Source organism: Pseudomonas sp. N40(2020) (assembly GCF_014472415.1).
Lineage (GTDB): Bacteria > Pseudomonadota > Gammaproteobacteria > Pseudomonadales > Pseudomonadaceae > Aquipseudomonas.
In genome coordinates this window covers 54,142-74,415 of the sequence record NZ_JACSZV010000008.1, presented here as the reverse complement: position 1 = coordinate 74,415, position 20,274 = coordinate 54,142, and the positions used below count along the sequence as shown (strand labels likewise).

At 58.6% G+C, this 20,274-nt stretch carries 21 protein-coding genes and 1 other RNA gene; 17 read left to right on the top strand and 5 right to left on the bottom strand.

The window, feature by feature from the left end; genetic code table 11:
* The first annotated feature begins 97 nt into the window (after nt 1-97).
* Complete coding sequence (locus IAI51_RS08260) at nt 98-1,234, top strand: acyl-CoA dehydrogenase family protein (protein WP_187678012.1); 1,137 nt, start codon at nt 98-100, stop codon at nt 1,232-1,234.
* A 123-nt stretch (nt 1,235-1,357) separates the two neighbouring features.
* Here IAI51_RS08260 and IAI51_RS08255 read toward each other — a convergent pair whose 3' ends face one another.
* Entirely contained in the window at nt 1,358-2,398 is a 1,041-nt protein-coding gene (locus IAI51_RS08255; protein ID WP_187678011.1) for an NADP(H)-dependent aldo-keto reductase, read from the bottom strand.
* A gap of 245 nt (nt 2,399-2,643) precedes the next feature.
* Here IAI51_RS08255 and rplM point away from each other — a divergent pair, with 245 nt between their 5' ends.
* From rplM to IAI51_RS08220, 7 genes are all read left to right on the top strand, one after another.
* A complete protein-coding gene (rplM, locus tag IAI51_RS08250) occupies nt 2,644-3,072 on the top strand; it encodes a 50S ribosomal protein L13 (RefSeq protein WP_007917032.1) in 429 nt (142 codons plus the stop codon).
* 14 nt (nt 3,073-3,086) lie between these two features.
* Nucleotides 3,087-3,479 carry a 30S ribosomal protein S9 gene (gene rpsI, locus IAI51_RS08245; RefSeq protein WP_008080273.1) on the top strand — a complete coding sequence of 131 codons (393 nt, stop codon included), beginning with the start codon at nt 3,087-3,089 and terminating at the stop codon, nt 3,477-3,479.
* A 270-nt stretch (nt 3,480-3,749) separates the two neighbouring features.
* On the top strand, nt 3,750-4,343 hold the full coding sequence (gene petA / locus IAI51_RS08240) for a ubiquinol-cytochrome c reductase iron-sulfur subunit (RefSeq protein ID WP_007917031.1): 594 nt from the start codon (nt 3,750-3,752) through the stop codon (nt 4,341-4,343).
* Nucleotides 4,343-5,554 (top strand): cytochrome b, encoded by a 1,212-nt coding sequence (locus IAI51_RS08235; RefSeq protein WP_187678010.1) that lies wholly within the window; start codon nt 4,343-4,345, stop codon nt 5,552-5,554. The genes petA and IAI51_RS08235 overlap by 1 nt, the downstream gene beginning before the upstream one ends.
* Nucleotides 5,554-6,336, top strand: coding sequence for a cytochrome c1 (locus IAI51_RS08230; protein WP_187678009.1), 783 nt, complete (start codon nt 5,554-5,556; stop codon nt 6,334-6,336). Before IAI51_RS08235 ends, IAI51_RS08230 begins: the two co-directional genes overlap by 1 nt.
* 147 nt (nt 6,337-6,483) lie before the next feature.
* On the top strand, nt 6,484-7,101 hold the full coding sequence (locus tag IAI51_RS08225; protein WP_007961620.1) for a glutathione S-transferase N-terminal domain-containing protein: 618 nt from the start codon (nt 6,484-6,486) through the stop codon (nt 7,099-7,101).
* A gap of 16 nt (nt 7,102-7,117) precedes the next feature.
* Nucleotides 7,118-7,531, top strand: a complete 414-nt coding sequence (locus tag IAI51_RS08220) for a ClpXP protease specificity-enhancing factor (RefSeq protein WP_016985146.1) — start codon at nt 7,118-7,120, stop codon at nt 7,529-7,531.
* A gap of 51 nt (nt 7,532-7,582) precedes the next feature.
* On the opposite strand, the gene IAI51_RS08215 is transcribed toward IAI51_RS08220, so the two are convergent.
* The 4 genes from IAI51_RS08215 to IAI51_RS08200 form a co-directional block, all read right to left on the bottom strand.
* On the bottom strand, nt 7,583-8,161 hold the full coding sequence (locus IAI51_RS08215; protein ID WP_187678008.1) for a BON domain-containing protein: 579 nt from the start codon (nt 8,159-8,161) through the stop codon (nt 7,583-7,585).
* On the bottom strand, nt 8,158-8,751 hold the full coding sequence (locus IAI51_RS08210) for a phosphoheptose isomerase (protein ID WP_008082788.1): 594 nt from the start codon (nt 8,749-8,751) through the stop codon (nt 8,158-8,160). The genes IAI51_RS08215 and IAI51_RS08210 overlap by 4 nt, the downstream gene beginning before the upstream one ends.
* 101 nt (nt 8,752-8,852) lie before the next feature.
* Nucleotides 8,853-9,215 (bottom strand): YraN family protein, encoded by a 363-nt coding sequence (locus IAI51_RS08205; protein ID WP_187678007.1) that lies wholly within the window; start codon nt 9,213-9,215, stop codon nt 8,853-8,855.
* Nucleotides 9,215-11,026, bottom strand: a complete 1,812-nt coding sequence (locus tag IAI51_RS08200) for a penicillin-binding protein activator (protein ID WP_187678006.1) — start codon at nt 11,024-11,026, stop codon at nt 9,215-9,217. Before IAI51_RS08200 ends, IAI51_RS08205 begins: the two co-directional genes overlap by 1 nt.
* A gap of 177 nt (nt 11,027-11,203) precedes the next feature.
* Here IAI51_RS08200 and rsmI point away from each other — a divergent pair, with 177 nt between their 5' ends.
* The 9 genes from rsmI to mraY all read left to right on the top strand — a co-directional run bounded on the left by rsmI (nt 11,204) and on the right by mraY (nt 20,272).
* The gene (gene rsmI, locus IAI51_RS08195) at nt 11,204-12,109 is read left to right on the top strand and encodes a 16S rRNA (cytidine(1402)-2'-O)-methyltransferase (RefSeq protein ID WP_187678005.1); all 906 of its coding nucleotides are present in this window, start codon (nt 11,204-11,206) and stop codon (nt 12,107-12,109) included.
* A gap of 73 nt (nt 12,110-12,182) precedes the next feature.
* An RNA gene (gene rnpB, locus IAI51_RS08190) (RNase P RNA component class A) lies at nt 12,183-12,536 on the top strand.
* Between the two features lie 402 nt (nt 12,537-12,938).
* The gene (gene mraZ, locus IAI51_RS08185) at nt 12,939-13,394 is read left to right on the top strand and encodes a division/cell wall cluster transcriptional repressor MraZ (protein WP_042560992.1); all 456 of its coding nucleotides are present in this window, start codon (nt 12,939-12,941) and stop codon (nt 13,392-13,394) included.
* Nucleotides 13,391-14,338 (top strand): 16S rRNA (cytosine(1402)-N(4))-methyltransferase RsmH, encoded by a 948-nt coding sequence (gene rsmH / locus IAI51_RS08180; RefSeq protein ID WP_410457996.1) that lies wholly within the window; start codon nt 13,391-13,393, stop codon nt 14,336-14,338. Before mraZ ends, rsmH begins: the two co-directional genes overlap by 4 nt.
* Entirely contained in the window at nt 14,335-14,628 is a 294-nt protein-coding gene (gene ftsL / locus IAI51_RS08175) for a cell division protein FtsL (RefSeq protein WP_187678004.1), read from the top strand. The genes rsmH and ftsL overlap by 4 nt, the downstream gene beginning before the upstream one ends.
* The gene (locus IAI51_RS08170; protein WP_187678079.1) at nt 14,628-16,367 is read left to right on the top strand and encodes a peptidoglycan D,D-transpeptidase FtsI family protein; all 1,740 of its coding nucleotides are present in this window, start codon (nt 14,628-14,630) and stop codon (nt 16,365-16,367) included. The genes ftsL and IAI51_RS08170 overlap by 1 nt, the downstream gene beginning before the upstream one ends.
* Nucleotides 16,367-17,830, top strand: coding sequence for a UDP-N-acetylmuramoyl-L-alanyl-D-glutamate--2,6-diaminopimelate ligase (locus tag IAI51_RS08165; protein ID WP_187678003.1), 1,464 nt, complete (start codon nt 16,367-16,369; stop codon nt 17,828-17,830). Before IAI51_RS08170 ends, IAI51_RS08165 begins: the two co-directional genes overlap by 1 nt.
* Nucleotides 17,823-19,190: a UDP-N-acetylmuramoyl-tripeptide--D-alanyl-D-alanine ligase gene (gene murF, locus IAI51_RS08160; protein WP_187678002.1), complete on the top strand. Its 1,368-nt coding sequence runs from the start codon at nt 17,823-17,825 to the stop codon at nt 19,188-19,190. Before IAI51_RS08165 ends, murF begins: the two co-directional genes overlap by 8 nt.
* Complete coding sequence (gene mraY, locus IAI51_RS08155) at nt 19,190-20,272, top strand: phospho-N-acetylmuramoyl-pentapeptide-transferase (protein WP_187678001.1); 1,083 nt, start codon at nt 19,190-19,192, stop codon at nt 20,270-20,272. The genes murF and mraY overlap by 1 nt, the downstream gene beginning before the upstream one ends.
* The last annotated feature ends 2 nt before the right edge of the window (nt 20,273-20,274 follow it).

The following is a 20,274-nucleotide window of genomic DNA, read 5'->3' as shown; positions in this document are numbered from 1 at the left end:
CGTCTTATTTTTTGTCGGATGTGTCCAGTGTCCTGTATCGGAGGGGAGGCATAGTCTCTGAAGGTCATATCCCTCCAACAAGAAAGAAAGGTGCCGCATGATCCCTAGAACCTTGTTCAGCCCCGAGCACGAATTGTTCCGCGACAGCGTACGAACCTTCCTCGAAAAAGAGGCGGTGCCGTTTCATGCGCAATGGGAGAAACAAGGCTATATCGACCGCAAACTGTGGAACAAGGCAGGGGAGGCAGGGATGCTGTGCTCGCATCTGCCGGAAGAATACGGCGGGTTGGGGGCGGACTTTCTTTACAGCACCGTAGTGATCGAGGAGGTCGGTCGACTAGGCCTGACCGGTATCGGTTTCTCGCTGCATTCGGACATCGTCGCGCCTTACATCCTGCATTACGGCAGCGAAGCGCTAAAGCACAAATACCTGCCGAAACTGGTGTCGGGCGAGATGGTCACGGCGATTGCCATGACCGAGCCGGGCGCTGGTTCTGACCTGCAAGGGGTCAAGACCACCGCTGTGCTGGACGGCGATGAGTACGTGATCAACGGCTCGAAAACCTTCATCACCAACGGCTTCCTGGCTGATCTGGTGATCGTCGTCGCCAAGACTGATCCTAAGGCTGGAGCGAAGGGCACCAGCCTGTTTCTGGTCGAAGCGAACACCCCGGGCTTCGACAAGGGCAAGCGTCTGGAAAAGGTCGGAATGAAGGCGCAGGACACGTCGGAATTGTTCTTTCAGGACGTACGCGTGCCGAAAGAAAACCTGTTGGGTCAGGCCGGGGCGGGGTTTGCCTATTTGATGCAGGAACTGCCGCAGGAGCGTCTGACCGTGGCGATTGGTGGTCTGGCCTCGGCGGAAGCTGCGCTGCAATGGACACTCGATTACACCCGCGATCGCAAGGCGTTCGGCAAGGCGATTGCCGACTTCCAGAACACCCGCTTCAAACTGGCGGAGATGGCCACCGAGATTCAGATCGGTCGGGTGTTCGTCGACCGATGCCTGGAGTTGCATCTGCAAGGCAAGCTCGACGTGCCGACGGCGGCGATGGCCAAGTATTGGGGCACGGACCTGCAGTGCAAGGTACTCGACGAATGCGTGCAGTTACATGGCGGTTACGGCTTTATGTGGGAATACCCGGTGGCCCGGGCTTGGGCTGATGCGCGAGTGCAACGGATTTATGCCGGCACCAATGAAGTCATGAAGGAGATCATTGCGCGGTCGCTTTGATGATCGTTCCCACGCTCTGCGTGGGAACGCCGCCGGGGACGCTCTGCGTTCCGCTTTGAGCGCGACACGGAGCGTCAGGAGTGCATTCCCACACGCTGGGTGGGAATGATCACTCTTTTTTACTTATGGCGCAGGATTTGGATGATCCTTGTGAATCGCCTCGATCCCTGCCAGCACTTCATCGGAAAGTTTCAGATCGAAACTGGCAATGTTGCTGTCCAGTTGCTCAAGAGTGGTTGCACCCATGATGTTGCTGGTGACGAACGGTTGCTGGGTCACGAACGCCAGGGCCATTTGCGCCGGATCCAGACCGTGTTCACGGGCCAGTGCAACGTAACGGCTGCAGGCAGCTTCCGATTGCGGATTGAAGTAGCGGCTGAAGCGGCTGTAGAGGCTCAGGCGACCTTTTGGCGGGCGGGCGCCACCTTCGTACTTGCCCGACAGGAAACCGAACGCCAACGGCGAATAGGCGAGCAGGCCGCACTGTTCGCGGATGGCGATTTCGGCCAGGCCGACTTCGAAGCTGCGGTTGAGCAGGTTGTAAGGGTTCTGGATCGACACAGCGCGCGGCCAGCCACGGGCTTCGGCCAGAGCGAGGAAACGCATGGTGCCCCACGGCGTTTCGTTGGACAGACCGATGTGGCGGATCTTGCCGGCCTTCACCTGCTCGTCGAGCGCTTCAAGGGTGTCTTCGAGCGGGGTCAGGTTGGCTTCGATCTTGTGTTTGTAGCCCAGCTGTCCGAAAAAGTTGGTGCTGCGCTCAGGCCAGTGCAACTGGTAGAGATCGATGTAATCGGTTTGCAGGCGTTTGAGGCTGGCATCTACCGCTTCGGTGATGTGCTGGCGGTTGTGGCGCAGATTTTTGTCGCGGATGTAGTCGATGGTGTTGCCCGGGCCGGCGATCTTGCTGGCCAGGATCCAGTCGGCACGATCGCCCCGACTTTTGAAGTAATTGCCGATGTAGCGCTCGGTGGTGGCGTAGGTTTCGGCTTTCGGCGGCACCGGGTACATCTCGGCGGTGTCGATGAAATTGATCCCGGCCTCTTTGGCCCGTTCAATCTGTGCGAAGGCTTCAACTTCAGTGTTTTGCTCGCCCCAAGTCATGGTGCCGAGGCAGATTGCACTCACGTTCAGGTCGGTACGGCCTAGCTGGCGATAGTCCATCGGGTGCTCCTTGGGCAAAACAATCATAAAAGCAGGTTGAATTATTTTTCGCAATCTGCATAATTGCCGACCTCTTTCTGCAGTGGAAGTGATGCGCCGCCGCCGAAGAATCTTGCCGTTGAACGGACGCGCCGACCCGAGCCCCCGAAAGCGTCTGTATCCGGCTGCCTTTGACTTGTCAAAGTACGCACTATTCAGTAAGATCCGCCGTCTAATTTACAGGGCGGCCCCTGAGGCTATAAAGAATGAAAACTTTTACTGCTAAACCGGAAACAGTAAAGCGCGACTGGTTTGTCGTCGACGCTGCTGGTCAGACCCTGGGTCGTCTGGCCACCGAAATCGCGAGCCGTCTGCGTGGCAAGCACAAGCCTGAGTACACTCCTCACGTTGACACCGGCGACTACATCGTCGTAATCAACGCCGAGCAGATCCGTGTTACCGGCGCTAAAACCACTGACAAAATGTACTACTCCCACTCCGGTTTCCCGGGCGGCATCAAGTCGATCAACTTTGAAAAGCTGATCGCTAAAGCCCCTGAGCGCGTGATCGAGACCGCGGTTAAAGGCATGCTGCCTAAAAACCCACTGGGTCGCGACATGTACCGTAAGCTGAAAGTCTATGCGGGCGCTGCACACCCACATACTGCTCAGCAGCCCCAAGAACTGAAGTTTTAACGGAATAGTACATTATGTCGGCGACTCAAAATTACGGCACTGGCCGTCGCAAGACCGCAACCGCACGCGTTTTCCTGCGTCCGGGTACTGGTAATATCTCCATCAACAACCGTTCGCTGGAAAACTTCTTCGGCCGCGAAACTGCCCGCATGGTAGTTCGTCAGCCGCTGGAGCTGACTGAGACTGTCGAGAAGTTCGACATCTACGTCACCGTGATCGGCGGTGGTGTAAGTGGTCAAGCTGGCGCAATCCGCCACGGCATCACTCGCGCTCTGATGGACTACGACGAAACCCTGCGTGGCGCTCTGCGCAAAGCTGGCTTCGTTACTCGCGACGCCCGTGAAGTTGAACGTAAGAAAGTTGGTCTGCGTAAAGCGCGTAAGCGTCCGCAGTACTCGAAGCGTTAATTCCGCTTCCACGTTCAAAAAGAACGCCCGATTCCTCACGGAACCGGGCGTTTTTTTATGCCTGCGATTTATCAAAAGAATTGCGCTGCGACAACTTGCCACTTCCGTAGACCCCCTATACTGCAAGGCTTGAGGGTAAGAGCTCCGGGTAATTCCCTTGTCAGAATTGGGGCTTTTCATTACCATCTCGGCAAAATTTTTATAAGTAACATTGATTTATTTAGTAGATGCCTGATTTAACAGGCCACAAAGCTGATGGGAGAGGACTGAATGAGCAATGACGGCGTGAATGCAGGCCGGCGTCGCTTCTTGGTAGCAGCCACATCCGTGGTGGGTGCTGCAGGAGCGGTGGGGGCTGCGGTCCCGTTCGTGGGGTCATGGTTTCCCAGTGCCAAGGCAAAAGCCGCAGGTGCACCGGTGAAAGTGAATGTCAGCAAAATCGAGCCAGGACAGCAGATGATTGCTGAGTGGCGCGGCCAGCCGGTGTTCATTGTCCGCCGTACTGAGGAAATCCTGGGGAATCTCAAGAAGATCGAGGGCCAGCTCTCTGATCCAACCTCCAAAAACTCCACGCAACCCACCTATGTCGACCCTGAAGTGCGATCGATCAAGCCGGAAATTCTGCTGCTGATCGGGATCTGCACGCACTTGGGTTGCTCACCAACCTTCCGTCCCGAAGTGGCACCTGCGGATCTGGGTAAAGACTGGGTAGGCGGTTATTTCTGCCCTTGCCACGGTTCTCACTACGATCTGGCTGGCCGCGTCTACAAGTCGCAACCTGCGCCTTTGAACCTGCCAGTTCCCCCGCATTCCTATGAGACCGATGACCTGATTGTCATTGGCGTCGATACGGAGAAAGCGTGATGAGCAAGTTCATGGATTGGGTTGATGCGCGCTTCCCTGCCACCAAAATGTGGGAAGACCATCTCAGCAAGTATTACGCTCCAAAAAACTTCAACTTCTTCTATTTCTTCGGCTCGCTGGCGCTGCTCGTTCTGGTCAACCAGATCGTCACCGGTGTCTGGCTGACGATGAGTTACACGCCGTCGGCAGAAGAAGCGTTTGCTTCCGTCGAATACATCATGCGTGACGTCGAGTACGGCTCGATCCTGCGCCTGCTTCACTCCACTGGTGCCTCGGCGTTTTTCATCGTGGTCTATCTGCACATGTTCCGTGGCCTGCTCTACGGTTCGTATCAGAAACCGCGTGAACTGGTCTGGGTGTTCGGCATGCTGATCTACCTGGCGCTGATGGCCGAGGCCTTCATGGGTTATCTGCTGCCTTGGGGGCAGATGTCCTACTGGGGTGCGCAGGTGATCATCTCGCTGTTCGGTGCGATTCCGGTCATCGGTAACGACCTGACTCAGTGGATCCGTGGTGACTATCTGATCTCCGGGATCACCCTGAACCGCTTCTTCGCCTTGCACGTGGTGGCCCTGCCAATCGTGATTCTCGGTCTGGTGGTGTTGCACATTCTGGCGCTGCACGAAGTGGGTTCGAACAACCCTGACGGCGTCGACATCAAGAAGCACAAAGACGAAAACGGCATCCCGCTGGATGGCATTGCCTTCCACCCTTACTACACCGTGAAGGATATTGTCGGCGTAGTGGTGTTCCTGTTCATCTTCTGCTTTATCGTGTTCTTCTTCCCGGAAATGGGCGGCTACTTCCTCGAAAAGCCAAACTTCGAGCCGGCTAACCCGTTCAAGACGCCAGAGCACATTGCGCCGGTCTGGTACTTCACACCGTTCTACGCGATCCTGCGGGCTATTCCGGACAAGCTCATGGGTGTTATCGCCATGGGCGCGGCCATCGCCGTGCTATTTGTCCTGCCATGGCTCGATCGCAGTCCCGTCAAGTCGATGCGCTATAAGGGCTGGATGAGCAAAATCTGGCTGTTGGTGTTCTGCATTTCGTTCGTGATTCTGGGCATTCTGGGCGTTCTGTCTCCGACACCGGGGCGAACCTTGCTGTCGCAGGTCTGCACCTTCTTGTACTTCGCCTACTTCATTCTGATGCCGTTCTACACCAGGCTCGAGAAGACCAAACCGGTTCCGGAAAGGGTGACTGGCTGATGAAAAAGTTATTTTTTGCTCTGCTTTTTGCTGCTTTGCCTGTCCTGTCTTTCGCCGCTGAATCTGGCGGTCCGGAACTGGAAAAAGTCGACATCGACGTTTCCGACAAGGCTGCCTTGCAGGATGGCGCACGTACCTTTGCCAACTATTGCATGGGGTGCCACAGTGCCAAGTTCCAGCGTTACGAGCGCGTGGCTGATGACCTCGGCGTGCCTCACGAACTGATGCTGGAGAAACTGGTGTTCACGGGTGCCAAGATCGGCGATCACATGAACATCGGCATGCAGCCGGCGGACGCCAAGACCTGGTTCGGTGCTGCGCCACCGGATCTGACGCTGGTGGCTCGCGTGCGTGGCACTGACTGGCTCTACGGTTACCTGAAGTCGTTCTACGAAGATCCTGCGCGTCCTTGGGGTGTGAACAACAAGGTCTTCCCGAACGTCGGCATGCCTAACGTGCTGGTCGGCCTGCAGGGTCGTCAGGTCGTGGGTTGCAAACAGGTGCAGATCGTCGAGGACGGCAAGAAGCAATATGATCCGCTGACCGGTACGCCTTTGACCCATGAAGCGTGCGATCAGTTGACCATCGTGCCGAAGTCCGGTGCTCTGAACGAAGAGCAGTTCGATGAGAAGGTCAAGAATCTGGTAACCTTCCTGGCTTACTCGGCTAACCCGGTTAAGCTGCAACATCAGCGCATCGGTACTTACGTTTTGCTGTACTTGGCGTTCTTCTTTGTGTTCGCCTATCTGCTCAAGCGTGAATACTGGAAAGACGTGCACTGATACGCTTCAAAGCATTGCTGTTAATCGCGCGCGCCCAAGGGCGTCTCCGATAGCGCAACGTCTGGTCAGCCAGGCTTTGCCGGAGGCGCCCTCTGGGCGCGCGCGTTTTTCCGGTTCCGATAATTTCAACAAGCGAGGAGGATCGCCATGGGCGTGACCAATCGGTTGGCCTGTTACTCCGACCCCGCCGACCACTATTCCCACCGGGTGCGTATCGTACTTGCAGAGAAGGGTGTCAGCGCCGAGATCATTTATGTGGAAGCTGGTCGCCAGCCGCCTAAACTGATTGAGGTGAACCCTTACGGAAGCCTGCCCACGCTGGTCGATCGTGACCTGGCGTTGTGGGAGTCGACCGTGGTGATGGAATATCTGGATGAGCGTTACCCGCACCCGCCATTGATGCCGGTTTATCCGGTGGCGCGTGCCAACAGTCGTCTGCTGATTCACCGTATTCAGCGTGACTGGTGTGGTCTGGTGGATCTGATACTTGATCCCAAGTCCAAGGAGGCCGCGCGTGTCGTGGCGCGTAAGGAATTGCGAGAAAGCCTGACGGGCGTGTCGCCGCTGTTTGCCGACAAGCCGTTTTTCCTCAGTGAGGAACAAAGTCTGGTGGATTGCTGCCTATTGCCAATACTCTGGCGTTTGCCGATTCTGGGTATTGAACTGCCGCGGCCAGCCAAGCCGCTGCTTGATTATATGGAGCGCCAGTTTGCGCGTGAGGCTTTCCAGGCGAGTCTGTCTGGTGTCGAACGCGATATGCGCTAAGGCTTAAGGAGCCGCTATGAACTCCAGTCGACCTTATCTGGTCCGCGCGCTCTACGAGTGGATTGTGGATAACGATTGCACCCCGCACATGCTGGTCAACTCCGAGTACCCAGCGGTGCAGGTGCCGCAGGGTTTCGCCAGTGACGGGCAGATTGTCCTGAACATCTCGCCCAGCGCTGTGCGGCATCTGCACATGGACAACGACGTAGTGACCTTCGAAGGTCGCTTCGGTGGTGTCCCGCACAGTCTGTACGTGCCGATCAGCGCAATCCTGGGCATCTACGCCCGGGAGAACGGGCAGGGCATGGTGTTCGATATCGAGTCGCCGATGGATGACGAAGACGACATCGAGCCGGATGACGACTTGCCGCCACCGGACAGCGAGCCACCGCGCCCTAGCGGCCGGCCAAGTTTGAAAGTGGTGAAGTAATAAAAAAGGCGATCCGGATGGATCGCCTTTTTTGTGTGCGCGTTTCAGCTATCAGTCGATGTATTCGAACAGCTTCACGATCTTCTGCACGCCGGAAACACCCTGGACCAGATTGGTCGCCTGGGTGGCTTCCTGTTTGGTCAGCAGGCCCAGCAGGTAGACGATGCCGTTCTCGGTCACAACCTTGATGCGCGAGCCCGGAATACTGGCGTCGGTGAGCATCTGTGTCTTGATCTTGGTGGTCAGCCACGCGTCGTTCTGGCGAGCCAGCAAGGAGGAGGGCTGCAGTACTTGCAGTTCGTTGTGCACCTTCTTCACGCGCTGCACATTGGCGGCGGCCTGTTCGGCCTTGGCCTTGAGGTCTTCGCGCGGCGTTTGACCCGCCAGCAGCACTACGCCGTTGAAGCTGGTGGCGACGATGTGCGAGTCGTTGTCCAGCGCCGGATCGGCCTTGGCGATGTTCACGCCTACTTTGGTTTCGATCAGCGAATCGTCGATCTTGCTGCCGAAGGTACGGGTGCCGCGGTCGTCTTCGATCGGTGCTTCACGGCTGGCGTTCACCACCGAGGTGCAGCCGCTGATGCCGAGGCACAGGGTCAAGGCCAGAAGGCCAAGGCGATTAGGGGTCATTCTTCACTCCCGAACAGTTGGCTGTCGATCAGATCGCAGAGGCAATGGATCGCCAGCAAGTGGACTTCTTGAATACGTGCAGTGACGTTGGCCGGTACGCGAATCTCGACGTCCTCGGGCAACAGCAGCGACGCCATGCCGCCGCCATCGCGTCCGGTCAAAGCTACGACAATCATTTCGCGATCATGTGCGGCCTGGATCGCTTGAATAATGTTCGCCGAGTTACCGCTGGTCGAAATAGCCAGCAAGACATCGCCTGGCTGACCGAGCGCACGGATCTGTTTGGAGAACACTTCGTTGTAGCTGTAGTCGTTGGCGATCGAGGTGATCGTCGATGTGTCGGTGGTCAGGGCGATGGCTGGCAGGCTCGGGCGCTCGCGCTCGAAGCGGTTGAGTAACTCCGAGGAAAAGTGCTGCGCATCGCCGGCGGAGCCGCCGTTGCCGCACGAAAGCATTTTGCCTTCGTTGAGCAGGGCGTTGACCATGATCTGGCTGGCTTGCTCGATGTGCGGTGCAAGTACGTCCATCGCCTGTTGCTTGGTGTCGATACTGGCCTGGAAAAGCTGGCGAATTCGGGATTGCATGTCCATCTGTGTGACCTTAAGTAGCGCGGCTGTCCGGCACGTGAATGTGCAGCCCGCAAAGCAAAGAGCAAAATGTGTCGGATGAAAAAGTCCGGGTTGGATGCAGATCAACTGTCGAAAGCATTCTGCAACCAGTTCAGCTGACTCGGATGGCTGTCGATGGCCACCACGTCGAAGCGGCAGGGGGAATTGGCCCAGCGCGTCTCGCGCTGAAGAAAATACTGCGCAGCGAAAATCAGTTTCTGCTGCTTGCGCCCATCGATGCTAGCGAGCGCGCCACCCCATTGAGTGTTTTTTCTGTAGCGAACTTCAACGAATACTACTGTATCGCCATCAAGCATGACCAGATCAAGCTCGCCGCGTTTGCATAACCAGTTCTGCGCCAACAGTCGCAGCCCCTGTTTCTGCAGATGCTCGAGCGCATGGCGCTCGGCATCTTTACCGCTTTGCGAGCGTGACCTGTCGGGCATTAGCGCGCGGTGTCCGGCAGACGTTGAATCTGACCGCTGACAAACTGCGCCCAAGGCAACTGACGCACAACACGCTGAGTCTGAGTCATGCCGAGGCTGCCCGACTGCCCTTCGATGCGGCTGTCCGGCAGGGCTTTGAGTTGGCCCAAACGCGGTGCCAGACGATAGGCGTCGACGCCCATGGCATACAGGCGGCCGAGGCTGCCGGCGGCTTGTGGCCACTGTGCGGTGACTTGCTGGCGCAGCGGATCGTTGGCTTCCAGTAGCCATGGGGTTTCGCAGAAGCGAATGCCGTTCATGTCGTTGTACTGGTTCACATCGCCGCTGGCGCTGTACACGTGGGAGGTCGCGTAAACCGGAACATCACCAGCGTACTGGAAGTTCAGGGTCGGCTTGATCTGCTGCGCTTGCTGTGGAGTGGCAGCAAGGAAGATGAACTCAATGTCCTGACGACGCGAAGGCTGTGCGGCGACGTTGGTGCCAGCCGCATTCTGCAGGCTCTTGGCGCGGGCTTCACTCTGGCGCAACTGGAACATGTCGGCGATCTGCTGGGCGAGTTGCACCGGCTGATCAACACGCTCTGTGGCAACGATGCTGCCGCCATTGGCTTGCCAGTCCTGGCTGAACGCACGCAGCACGCGGTCACCCCATTCGCCTTTTGGCACCATGATTGCGGCGCGGTGCAGGCCGTCGGCGCGGGCGCGACGGGAGACTTCGCGGGCTTCGTCTTCAGCGGCCAGACCAAACTGGAACAGTTGCGCCGGGCCTTGATCGCCTTCGCTGTAGTTCAGCGCCAGGGTGGTGATTGGTAGTTGCGGGCGGGTGCTCAGTTGTTTGACCAGTGGTTTTTCCAGCGGGCCAACGACCAATTGCACGCCGTCTGCCTGAGCCTTGCGGTAGAACTCGTCCATCGAGGTCAGTTTCGAGCTGTCGTAGAACTCGATGGCTGGCGGCTTCTGCCCGGCCTGTTGAGCCTGGTAGTGCGCGGCCATGAAACCTTCACGCAATGCTTTGCCGACTGAAGCCAGCTGGCCGTCTTGCGGCAGCAGCAGGGCGATTTTGCTCAGGGGCTGGCTGGCCAGTTCCTTGAGCTTGGTCAGCGGCAGTGGCAGGTTGATCGCTGCTGGGTGCTTTGGATTCTGTGCGCGCCAGGTGTCGATAGCGGCCTGCTGCTGCTCCAGGGTGCCAGCGGTTTTAACCGCCTGCGCCAGAGCCATCCAGCCACCGAGGTCATCGGTGTTGTTTGGTTGCAATTGGTCGGTCGGCAGCGAAGCAATCAGTGTCCAGATTGCTTCGTGGTTCTTGCTCGCGGCTTCGCCTTGCAGCATCGGCGCAATGAAGATGCGCTCGCGGGCGGCGGCCAATGTCTGGCCATCGGCTTCGAGGGCGCGGGCATGAACGGTGCCGGTGCGCACCTGCTGCTCTTCCGGCATCTCACCCAGCTTTTGCAGGCTCGGGTGGCTCAGTGCGGTCAGCGCGGCTTTCGGCTGATTGCGGGTCATGGCCAGTTCGGCGGCCAACGTGTTAGCAAAAATCTGCTGCCCCGGCTTTAGCTGTTCAACGGGCACTTGTTGCAGGATTTGCGCGGACTGTCCGGCATTGCCCTGACGATAAGCCAGATCCGCTGCGCTCAGGCGCAGCAGGGCGGCTTTTTCCGGGGTTTTAGCCTGGGTAGCCTGTTCGAGCAGTTGCTCGATGCTGGCATCCGGAGTCCGTGGAAGTTCGCCAAGGCTGGAGGAAGGGGAGCTGGCACAGGCCGCCAAAAGGGCAGCGAGGCAGAGGGCAGTGAACAGCCGCAGGCAAGCGATCATGTAAGTGTTCCTGATACTCGATCAAATTAGCGTGGAATTGTACCCAAGCACTGGCCGGGGCGCGATGTTAGTGGCGTGAATCAGTCAATTTAGCTGGAGTAAATGTTGCGGAGCCGCAGATCTGCGCGCAAAACCGTGTGCGGGCAGAGCGCATCGCAAGCCTCGTGACGCGTTACAATGCCGGCTTTTACCGATCATGAGGTGTGCGCTTTGACTGCTCCAGGTCCTTTGAATTCCGCTGCTGGCTCGCTTTATGTGGTGGCGACGCCCATCGGCAACCTGGACGACATCAGCGCCCGGGCACTGAAAATTCTCCGCGAAGTGGCATTGATTGCTGCCGAGGACACGCGTCACTCGCAGCGACTGATGCAGCACTTCGGTATCTCCACGCCGTTGGCCGCATGCCACGAGCATAACGAACGAGATGAAGGTAGCCGCTTTATTACTCGTTTGCTGGCGGGCGACAACGTTGCGCTGATTTCCGATGCCGGTACGCCGCTGATTTCCGATCCAGGCTATCACCTGGTACGTCAGGCCCGTGCCGCGGGGATCAATGTGGTGCCGGTGCCCGGCGCTTGCGCCTTGATCGCGGCATTGTCGGCGGCTGGCCTGCCATCCGACCGATTCATCTTCGAAGGCTTTCTGCCGGCCAAGTCGGTTGGGCGCAAGGCGCGCCTGGAAGCAGTTAAGGAAGAGCCGCGCACGCTGATTTTCTACGAGGCCCCGCATCGCATTCTTGAATGTCTGCAGGATATGGAGGCGGTGTTCGGTGGTGAGCGCCAGGCATTGCTGGCTCGTGAGATAACCAAAACCTTCGAAACCCTCAAAGGACTGCCCCTGGCTGAATTGCGCGCGTTCGTCGAGTCCGACAGCAATCAGCAGCGCGGCGAGTGCGTGGTGTTGGTCGCAGGCTGGACAGCGCCGGAGTCTGAAGACGCCGTCAGCAGCGAGGCGATGCGCGTCCTCAATCTGTTGCTCGAAGAGATGCCGCTCAAGCGTGCCGCTGCGTTGGCAGCGCAGATCACCGGTGAGCGCAAAAACGTGCTGTATCAGGTCGCGCTGGACAAACAGAAAGACGTGTAAGCCGTCGCCCATAGCGGTCTTGGGGCTTTTAGCGCTTGTTCTTCGGCCGCTCTGCCGTTAACCTTCGCGGCGGAGAGTCGATCGGACAGTCGCTGCCCTCTATGAAAATTAGGGGGGGGAGGAAAGTCCGGGCTCCATAGGGCGAAGTGCCAGGTAATGCCTGGGAGGCGTGAGCCTACGGAAAGTGCCACAGAAAATAACCGCCTAAGCGCTTCGGCGACGGTAAGGGTGAAAAGGTGCGGTAAGAGCGCACCGCACGTCTGGCAACAGTTCGTGGCTAGGTAAACCCCACTTGGAGCAAGACCAAATAGGGTCCCAAGGCGTGGCCCGCGCTGGGACCGGGTAGGTTGCTAAAGATGTCCAGTGATGGCCATCGTAGACGAATGACTGTTCAAGACAGAACCCGGCTTACAGATCGACTCTCCACCTTTTTCTTTCCCTGCTTGAATCAGTGTTATCGGGGCTGTGTATTATCAGCAGGCCCACGCTGAAAGTTCGGCAGCGGCAAATGCAGTAATAGCAATTTCCCACCCTGCTTCAATCAACAGCAGAAGCGCCTTCGTAATACCGAAAAAATCTTACTCTTAACAAATTACTTTAACTTTCGAGCGCAGCTTTCAGTGCTGCATCAAGTTATGGGTCAAAAGTCTCCGCCAGATTCTCGTTGTGCCTCCTTTTATGCTCCTAAATCTCCGTTCTGTAAGGGTTTTCCTTTAATCCGCGCCTTGACGGTGTGGTGGGCGCATTCCTATAGTGTGCGCAAGTGGCGGAAAGTGGCATGAAGTGGGTTTTTTGAGCTCAAAACGATAAAAATTGGAGAAACGCAGACGTGTTTCGCGGAGCTAACGCTATCAGTCTCGATGCAAAGGGCCGTCTCGCTATGCCGAGCCGGTACCGTGACGAGCTCGATTCGCGCAGTTCCGGCCAATTGATCGTCACCATTGATGCCGTTGATCCGTGTCTGTGTGTCTATCCGCTCGACGAGTGGGAAATTATTGAAACCAAGTTGCGCGCACTCCCTTCGCTTCGCGAAGAGAACCGTCGCCTGCAACGTTTATTGATTGGTAATGCCGTCGACCTCGAACTCGATGGCAGTGGTCGTTTTCTGGTTCCACCGCGTCTGCGCGAATACGCCAAGCTTGATAAGAAAGCGATGCTGGTGGGCCAACTGAACAAGTTCCAATTGTGGGACGAGGATGCATGGAACGCGGTGTCTGCCGCTGACCTTGCTGCCATTCAACAACCGGGCGCGATGCCTGATGAACTGCGTGATTTGATCCTGTGACTATTGATAGCGGCTTTAACCACATCACCGTACTGCTTGACGAGGCCGTCGAGGCTCTCGCCGTACGTCCTGATGGCTGCTATCTGGACGGCACGTTCGGGCGCGGCGGGCACAGTCGGTTGATCCTCAGCCAGCTTGGGACTGACGGGCGACTCATCGGATTCGACAAGGATCCACAAGCGATTGCCACCGGGCAAACGCTAGCGGCCGAAGACGGCCGCTTTGTCGTTGTGCAGCGCAGCTTTGCCGAGCTCGGTTCGGTCGTCGCCGAACGTGGTTTGGCCGGCAAGGTCAGCGGCATCCTGCTCGACCTGGGCGTGTCTTCGCCGCAACTCGACGACGCTGAGCGCGGCTTCAGTTTCCTCAACGACGGCCCGCTCGACATGCGCATGGATCCGTCCCGTGGCATCAGCGCTGCCGAGTTCGTTAACACCGCGCCGGCTGAGGAAATCGCCCGGGTGTTCAAGGAATACGGCGAAGAGCGTTTCTCCGGTCGCATGGCTCGCGCCGTCGCCGAACGTCGCGATATCAAGCCCTTCGAGCGCACCGCCGATCTGGCTGAAGTACTCAAGGTTGCCAACCCGGCGTGGGAGAAGGGCAAGAACCCGGCGACCCGTGCGTTCCAGGGTTTGCGTATTCACGTCAACAACGAGTTGGGCGATCTGGAAGCCGGCCTTGAAGCCGCACTGGACGCGTTGGAAATCGGCGGCCGTCTGGTCGTGATCAGCTTCCACTCGCTGGAAGACCGCATCGTCAAACTGTTCATGCGCAAGCTGGTGAAAGGCGAAGCCGACAACCTGCCGCGCAACCTGCCGGTTCGCCACGTAGCGTTCGAACCGAAAATCAAAGTCCATGGCAAAGCGCAGACGGCCTCCGACGCCGAACTCAAAGCCAACCCACGTTCCCGTAGCGCCGTCATGCGCGTCGCGGAGAAGTTGCGGTGAGCAAGCTTTTCGCCAAGCCACTGCCCGGCGGCAGCTTCTTCATGCTGCTGCTGTTTGTCGGCGTGCTCGTGTCGGCCATCGGCGTGTCTTACAGCGCGCATTGGAACCGCCAGTTGCTCAACAACCTTTACAACGAACTCAGCGTGCGCGACAAGGCGCAGGCCGAGTGGGGCCGGCTGATTCTTGAGCAAAGCACCTGGACCGCGCACAGTCGGATCGAAGTGCTGGCCACCGAACAATTGAAGATGCACATCCCGGGCGCGGCTGACGTGAAGATGGTGGCGCCATGATGAAACTCGAAGGCGCACTCTTCCCTTGGCGCTTCCGCCTGATGGTGGCGCTGCTCGGCGTGATGGTTGCGGCGATCTGCTGGCGCATCATCGACCTGCAAGTGGTTGACCGTGACTTCCTCAAAGGCCAGGGCGACGCGCGCAGTCTTCGTCACATCCCGATTCCTGCTCACCGTGGTCTGATCACCGACCGTAACGGCGAGCCGTTGGCCGTGAGTACCCCGGTGACCACGCTGTGGGCCAACGCCAAGGAAATGCAGACCGCCAAAGAGAAGTGGCCGGCACTGGCCGCCGCGTTGGGTCAGGACCCGAAAGCCCTGACCGAGCGCCTCGAAGCGCAAGCCAACAAAGAATTCATTTATCTGGTGCGCGGGTTGACCCCCGAGCAGGGCCAGTCTGTGCTCGACCTTAAAGTGCCGGGCGTCTACGGCATCGAAGAATTCCGCCGGTTCTATCCGGCCGGTGAAGTCACGGCGCACATGGTCGGCTTTACCGACATCGATGATCACGGTCGCGAAGGTGTCGAACTGGCTTATGACGAATGGCTCGCCGGTGTACCCGGCAAGCGGCAGGTCATCAAGGATCGGCGCGGACGGCTGATCAAGGATGTCCAGGTCACCAAAAACGCCAAGGCCGGAAAGCCCTTGGCGTTGTCCATTGACCTGCGTCTGCAATATCTGGCCAACCGCGAACTGCGTAACGCGATCATCGAGAACGGCGCCAAGGCCGGCAGCCTGGTGATCATGGACGTGAAGACCGGCGAAATTCTGGCCATGGTCAACCAGCCGACCTACAACCCGAACAACCGCCGCAACCTGCAGCCGGCAATGATGCGTAACCGCGCGATGATCGACGTGTTCGAACCGGGTTCGACCATGAAAGCCATCTCGATGAGTGCTGCCATCGAGTCCGGCCGCTGGAAACCGACCGACACCGTCGAGGTGTATCCGGGCACTCTGCAGATCGGCAAGTACACGATCAAGGACGTTTCCAAGAGCGAAGGCCCGGTTCTGGACATGACCGGCATCCTGATCAATTCCAGTAACGTCGGCATGAGTAAGGTCGCGTTCGATATTGGCGGTGAAACCATTTACCGTCTCGCGCAGAAAGTCGGTCTGGGCCAAGACACCGGCCTCGGCTTCCCGGGCGAGCGCGTCGGCAACCTGCCGAATTACCGCGATTGGCGCAAGGCTGAGACCGCGACGCTGTCTTACGGCTACGGTATTTCCGTGACCGCGATTCAGCTGGTTCACGCGTTCTCGGCACTGGCCAACAACGGTCGCCTCGCGCCGCTCACCCTGATCAAAACCGACAAGCCGCCGCAGACCACTCAGGTGCTCCCTGAAGCTGTCGCGAAAACCATGCAGGGCATGTTGACCCAAGTGATTGAGGCCCCACGCGGCGTTTTCCGTGCGCAGGTGCCGGCGTATCACGTGGCCGGCAAGTCGGGTACTGCGCGCAAGACCTCGGTCGGCACCAAGGGCTACGCCGAAAACTCTTACCGTTCGCTGTTCGCCGGTTTCGGCCCGATGAGCGATCCGCGTTACGCCATTGTTGTGGTGATCGATGAACCGTCCAAGGCCGGTTACTTCGGTGGTCTGGTATCGGCGCCGGTTTTCAGCCGTGTGATGTCCGGCACCCTGCGTCTGATGAACGTGACTCCGGACAACCTGCCGACCACGCAACAGGCCAACGCCACCCCGGTTATTCCGCTGAAAGCCAATGGAGGGCGCGGCTGATGTCATTAAGTCTGAACAAAATATTCCCCCACGCCGGCCACGATCTGTTGATCCGTGAATTGGCGCTGGACAGCCGTAACGTGCGCGCGGGTGATTTGTTCCTCGCGGTGCCGGGCGGCAAATTTGATGGCCGTGCGCACATTGCCGATGCGCTGGCGCGCGGCGCTGCCGCTGTGGCCTATGAAGTTGAGGGCGCGACCGTCCTGCCTATCACTGACGTCCCGTTGATTCCGGTCAAAGGGCTCGCGGCGCAGTTGTCAGATATCGCCGGGCGGTTTTACGGCGAACCAAGCCATCATCTGAACTTGATCGGCGTCACCGGCACCAACGGTAAAACCAGCGTGACCCAACTGGTCGCGCAGGCATTGGATCTGCTTGGTCAGCATTGCGGCATTGTCGGCACCCTCGGTTCCGGCTTCTATGGCGCATTGGAAAGCGGTCTGCACACCACGCCGAACCCGATTGCCGTGCAAGCGACTTTGGGCGACCTGAAAAAGGCCGGCGCGAAAGCCGTGGCCATGGAAGTCTCGTCCCATGGTCTGGATCAAGGCCGGGTGACTGCGCTGGCGTTCGACGTGGCAGTGATGACCAACCTGTCCCGCGATCACCTCGATTATCACGGCACCATGGAGGCTTACGCCGAGGCCAAGGCCCGGCTGTTTGCCTGGAATGATCTGAAGTGCCGCGTGGTCAACCTCGACGACGATTTCGGCCGGCAACTGGCCGCTGAAAAACGTGAGTCGCGCTTGATCACCTATAGCCTGCTCGACAGCAGCGCTTATCTGTTCTGTCGCGAAGCGCAGTTCGACGACCACGGCGTACGCGCCACGCTGGTGACGCCGCAGGGCGAACATCATCTGCGCAGCACCTTGCTCGGTCGTTTCAACCTGAGCAACGTACTGGCTGCGGTCGGTGCTTTGCTCGGCCTGGATTACGCACTCGACGAAATTCTCAAAGTGTTGCCGAAGCTCGAAGGCCCGGCCGGACGCATGCAGCGTCTTGGCGGCGGCACTCAGCCGCTGGTGGTGGTTGATTACGCCCACACCCCGGATGCGCTGGAAAAAGTTCTCACGGCATTGCGTCCGCACGTCAAAGGTCAGTTGCTGTGCCTGTTCGGCTGTGGCGGTGATCGTGATCGTGGCAAGCGTCCGTTGATGGCCGAAGTGGTCGAGCGTCTGGCCGATCAAGTGCTGGTCACCGATGACAATCCGCGCACCGAAGACCCGGCAGTGATTTTCGATGACATCCGTGCCGGTTTTACCGCTGTGGATAAAGTCACGTTCGTGGCTGGCCGTGGTCAGGCCATCGCGCAATTGATTGCCGCTGCTTCGGCCGATGACGTGATTGTGCTGGCTGGCAAAGGTCACGAGGACTATCAGGAAATCAACGGCGAGCGCCATGCCTTCTCTGATCTGGTCGAGGCCGATCACGCCTTGACCGCTTGGGAGGTGGCCCATGCTTAAAGCCCTGAAACTCAGTGAATTGAGCAACGCGCTCGACGCACGCCTGATCAGCGCCGATGCCAGTTTCGACGGTGTGAGCATCGACAGCCGCGCGATCAAGCCCGGCCAACTGTTTATTGCCCTGACCGGCCCGCGTTTCGATGGTCACGATTATCTGAACGACGTCGCCGCCAAAGGCGCCGTAGCAGCGCTGGTCGAGCGTGAAGTCGCCGACAGCACGTTGCCACAGTTGTTGGTCAAGGATACCCGTCAGGCCTTGGGCCAATTGGGTGCCTTGAACCGCGCCGCCTTCACTCAGCCAGTGGCTGCCGTGACCGGTTCCAGTGGCAAGACCACGGTCAAGGAAATGCTCGCAAGCATCCTGCGCACGCGCGGCCCGGTGCTGGCGACCCGTGGCAATCTGAACAACGACCTCGGCGTACCGCTGACCCTGATCGAACTGGCCGCGGAACACACCTCGGCCGTGATCGAACTGGGCGCTTCGCGTCTGGGTGAAATCGCCTACACGGTCGGGTTGACCAAGCCGCATGTGGCGATCCTCAACAATGCCGGCACCGCTCACGTCGGTGAGTTCGGCGGCCCGGAAAAAATCGTCGAAGCCAAAGGCGAAATCATCGAAGGTCTGGCGGCTGATGGCATCGCCGTGCTGAATCTCGACGACAAGGCCTTCGGTATCTGGAAGACCCGCGCGGGTGCTCGCAAAGTCCTGACTTTCGCCCTGAGCAATTCGCAAGCTGACTTCTACGCCAGCGACCTGAGCACCGATGCCCGGGGTTGCCCGGCGTTCAATCTGCACACGCCTGAAGGTTCGGAGCGCGTTCAACTGAATCTGCTCGGCACCCATAACGTCGCCAATTCGATGGCCGCTGCTGCTGCCGCACATGCGTTGGGCGTGTCGCTGTTCGGCATCGCCACCGGGCTTGGCGCGGTGCAACCGGTCAAGGGCCGCACCGTCGCGCAACTGGCAAAAAACGGTATGCGCGTGATCGATGACACTTACAACGCAAACCCCACCTCAATGTGCGCGGCCGTTGATATACTCGCCGGCTTTTCCGGCCGCACCGTCCTGGTGCTCGGAGATATCGGCGAGTTGGGCGATTGGGCGGAGCAGGGGCACCGCGACGTGGGCGAATACGCCCGGGGCAAGGTTTCCGCGCTTTATGCCGTTGGGCCGAACATGGTTCACGCCGTAAACGCTTTCGGTGAACAGGCGCATCACTTCGGCACGCAAGCCGAACTGATCCAGGCCCTCGACGCCGAGCAGGACACAAACACCACCATTTTGATCAAGGGTTCGCGCAGTGCAGCGATGGAAAACATCGTTGCGGCTCTGTGCGGGTCCAGTCTGGAGAAACATTAATGCTGCTGCTGCTAGCGGAGTATCTGCAACAGTTCTACAAAGGCTTCGCGGTCTTTCAGTACCTGACCCTGCGCGGGATTCTCGGTGTGCTGACCGCGCTGGTTTTGTCGCTGTGCTATGGCCCGTGGATGATCCGCACTTTGCAGAACCGTCAGATCGGTCAATCCGTTCGTAACGACGGCCCGCAATCGCACCTGTCCAAGTCGGGTACTCCGACCATGGGCGGCGCACTGATTCTGTCTTCGATCGGCGTCAGCACCTTGCTGTGGGCAGACCTGAGCAACCGTTATGTCTGGACCGTATTGCTGGTGACCCTGCTGTTCGGCGCCATAGGTTGGGTTGACGATTACCGCAAAGTCATCGAGAAGAACTCCCGTGGCTTGCCGAGCCGCTGGAAGTATTTCTGGCAGTCGGTGTTTGGCCTCGGCGCGGCGATCTTCCTTTATACGACCGCTAGCACGCCGGTGGAAACCACGTTGATCTTGCCGATGCTCAAGGACTACAGCATTCCGCTGGGCCTGGGCTTCATCGTGCTGACCTACTTTGTGATCGTCGGTTCAAGCAACGCGGTCAACCTGACCGACGGCCTCGACGGTTTGGCGATCATGCCAACCGTGATGGTCGGCGGTGGCCTGGGCATTTTCTGCTACCTGTCGGGTAACGTGAAATTCGCCGAATACCTGTTGATTCCTTATGTACCGGGTGCGGGCGAACTGATCGTGTTCTGCGGCGCATTGATCGGTGCCGGTCTGGGGTTCCTCTGGTTCAACACCTATCCGGCCCAAGTATTCATGGGCGACGTCGGCGCACTGGCGCTGGGTGCTGCACTGGGCACCATCGCGGTGATCGTCCGTCAGGAAATCGTCCTGTTCATCATGGGCGGCGTGTTCGTGATGGAAACCTTGTCGGTCGTCATCCAGGTTGCGTCCTTTAAGTTGACCGGTCGCCGCGTGTTCCGCATGGCACCGATTCACCACCACTTTGAACTCAAGGGCTGGCCCGAGCCGCGTGTGATCGTCCGTTTCTGGATCATCACCGTGATTCTCGTGTTGGTTGGCCTTGCCACCCTGAAGCTGAGGTAGAA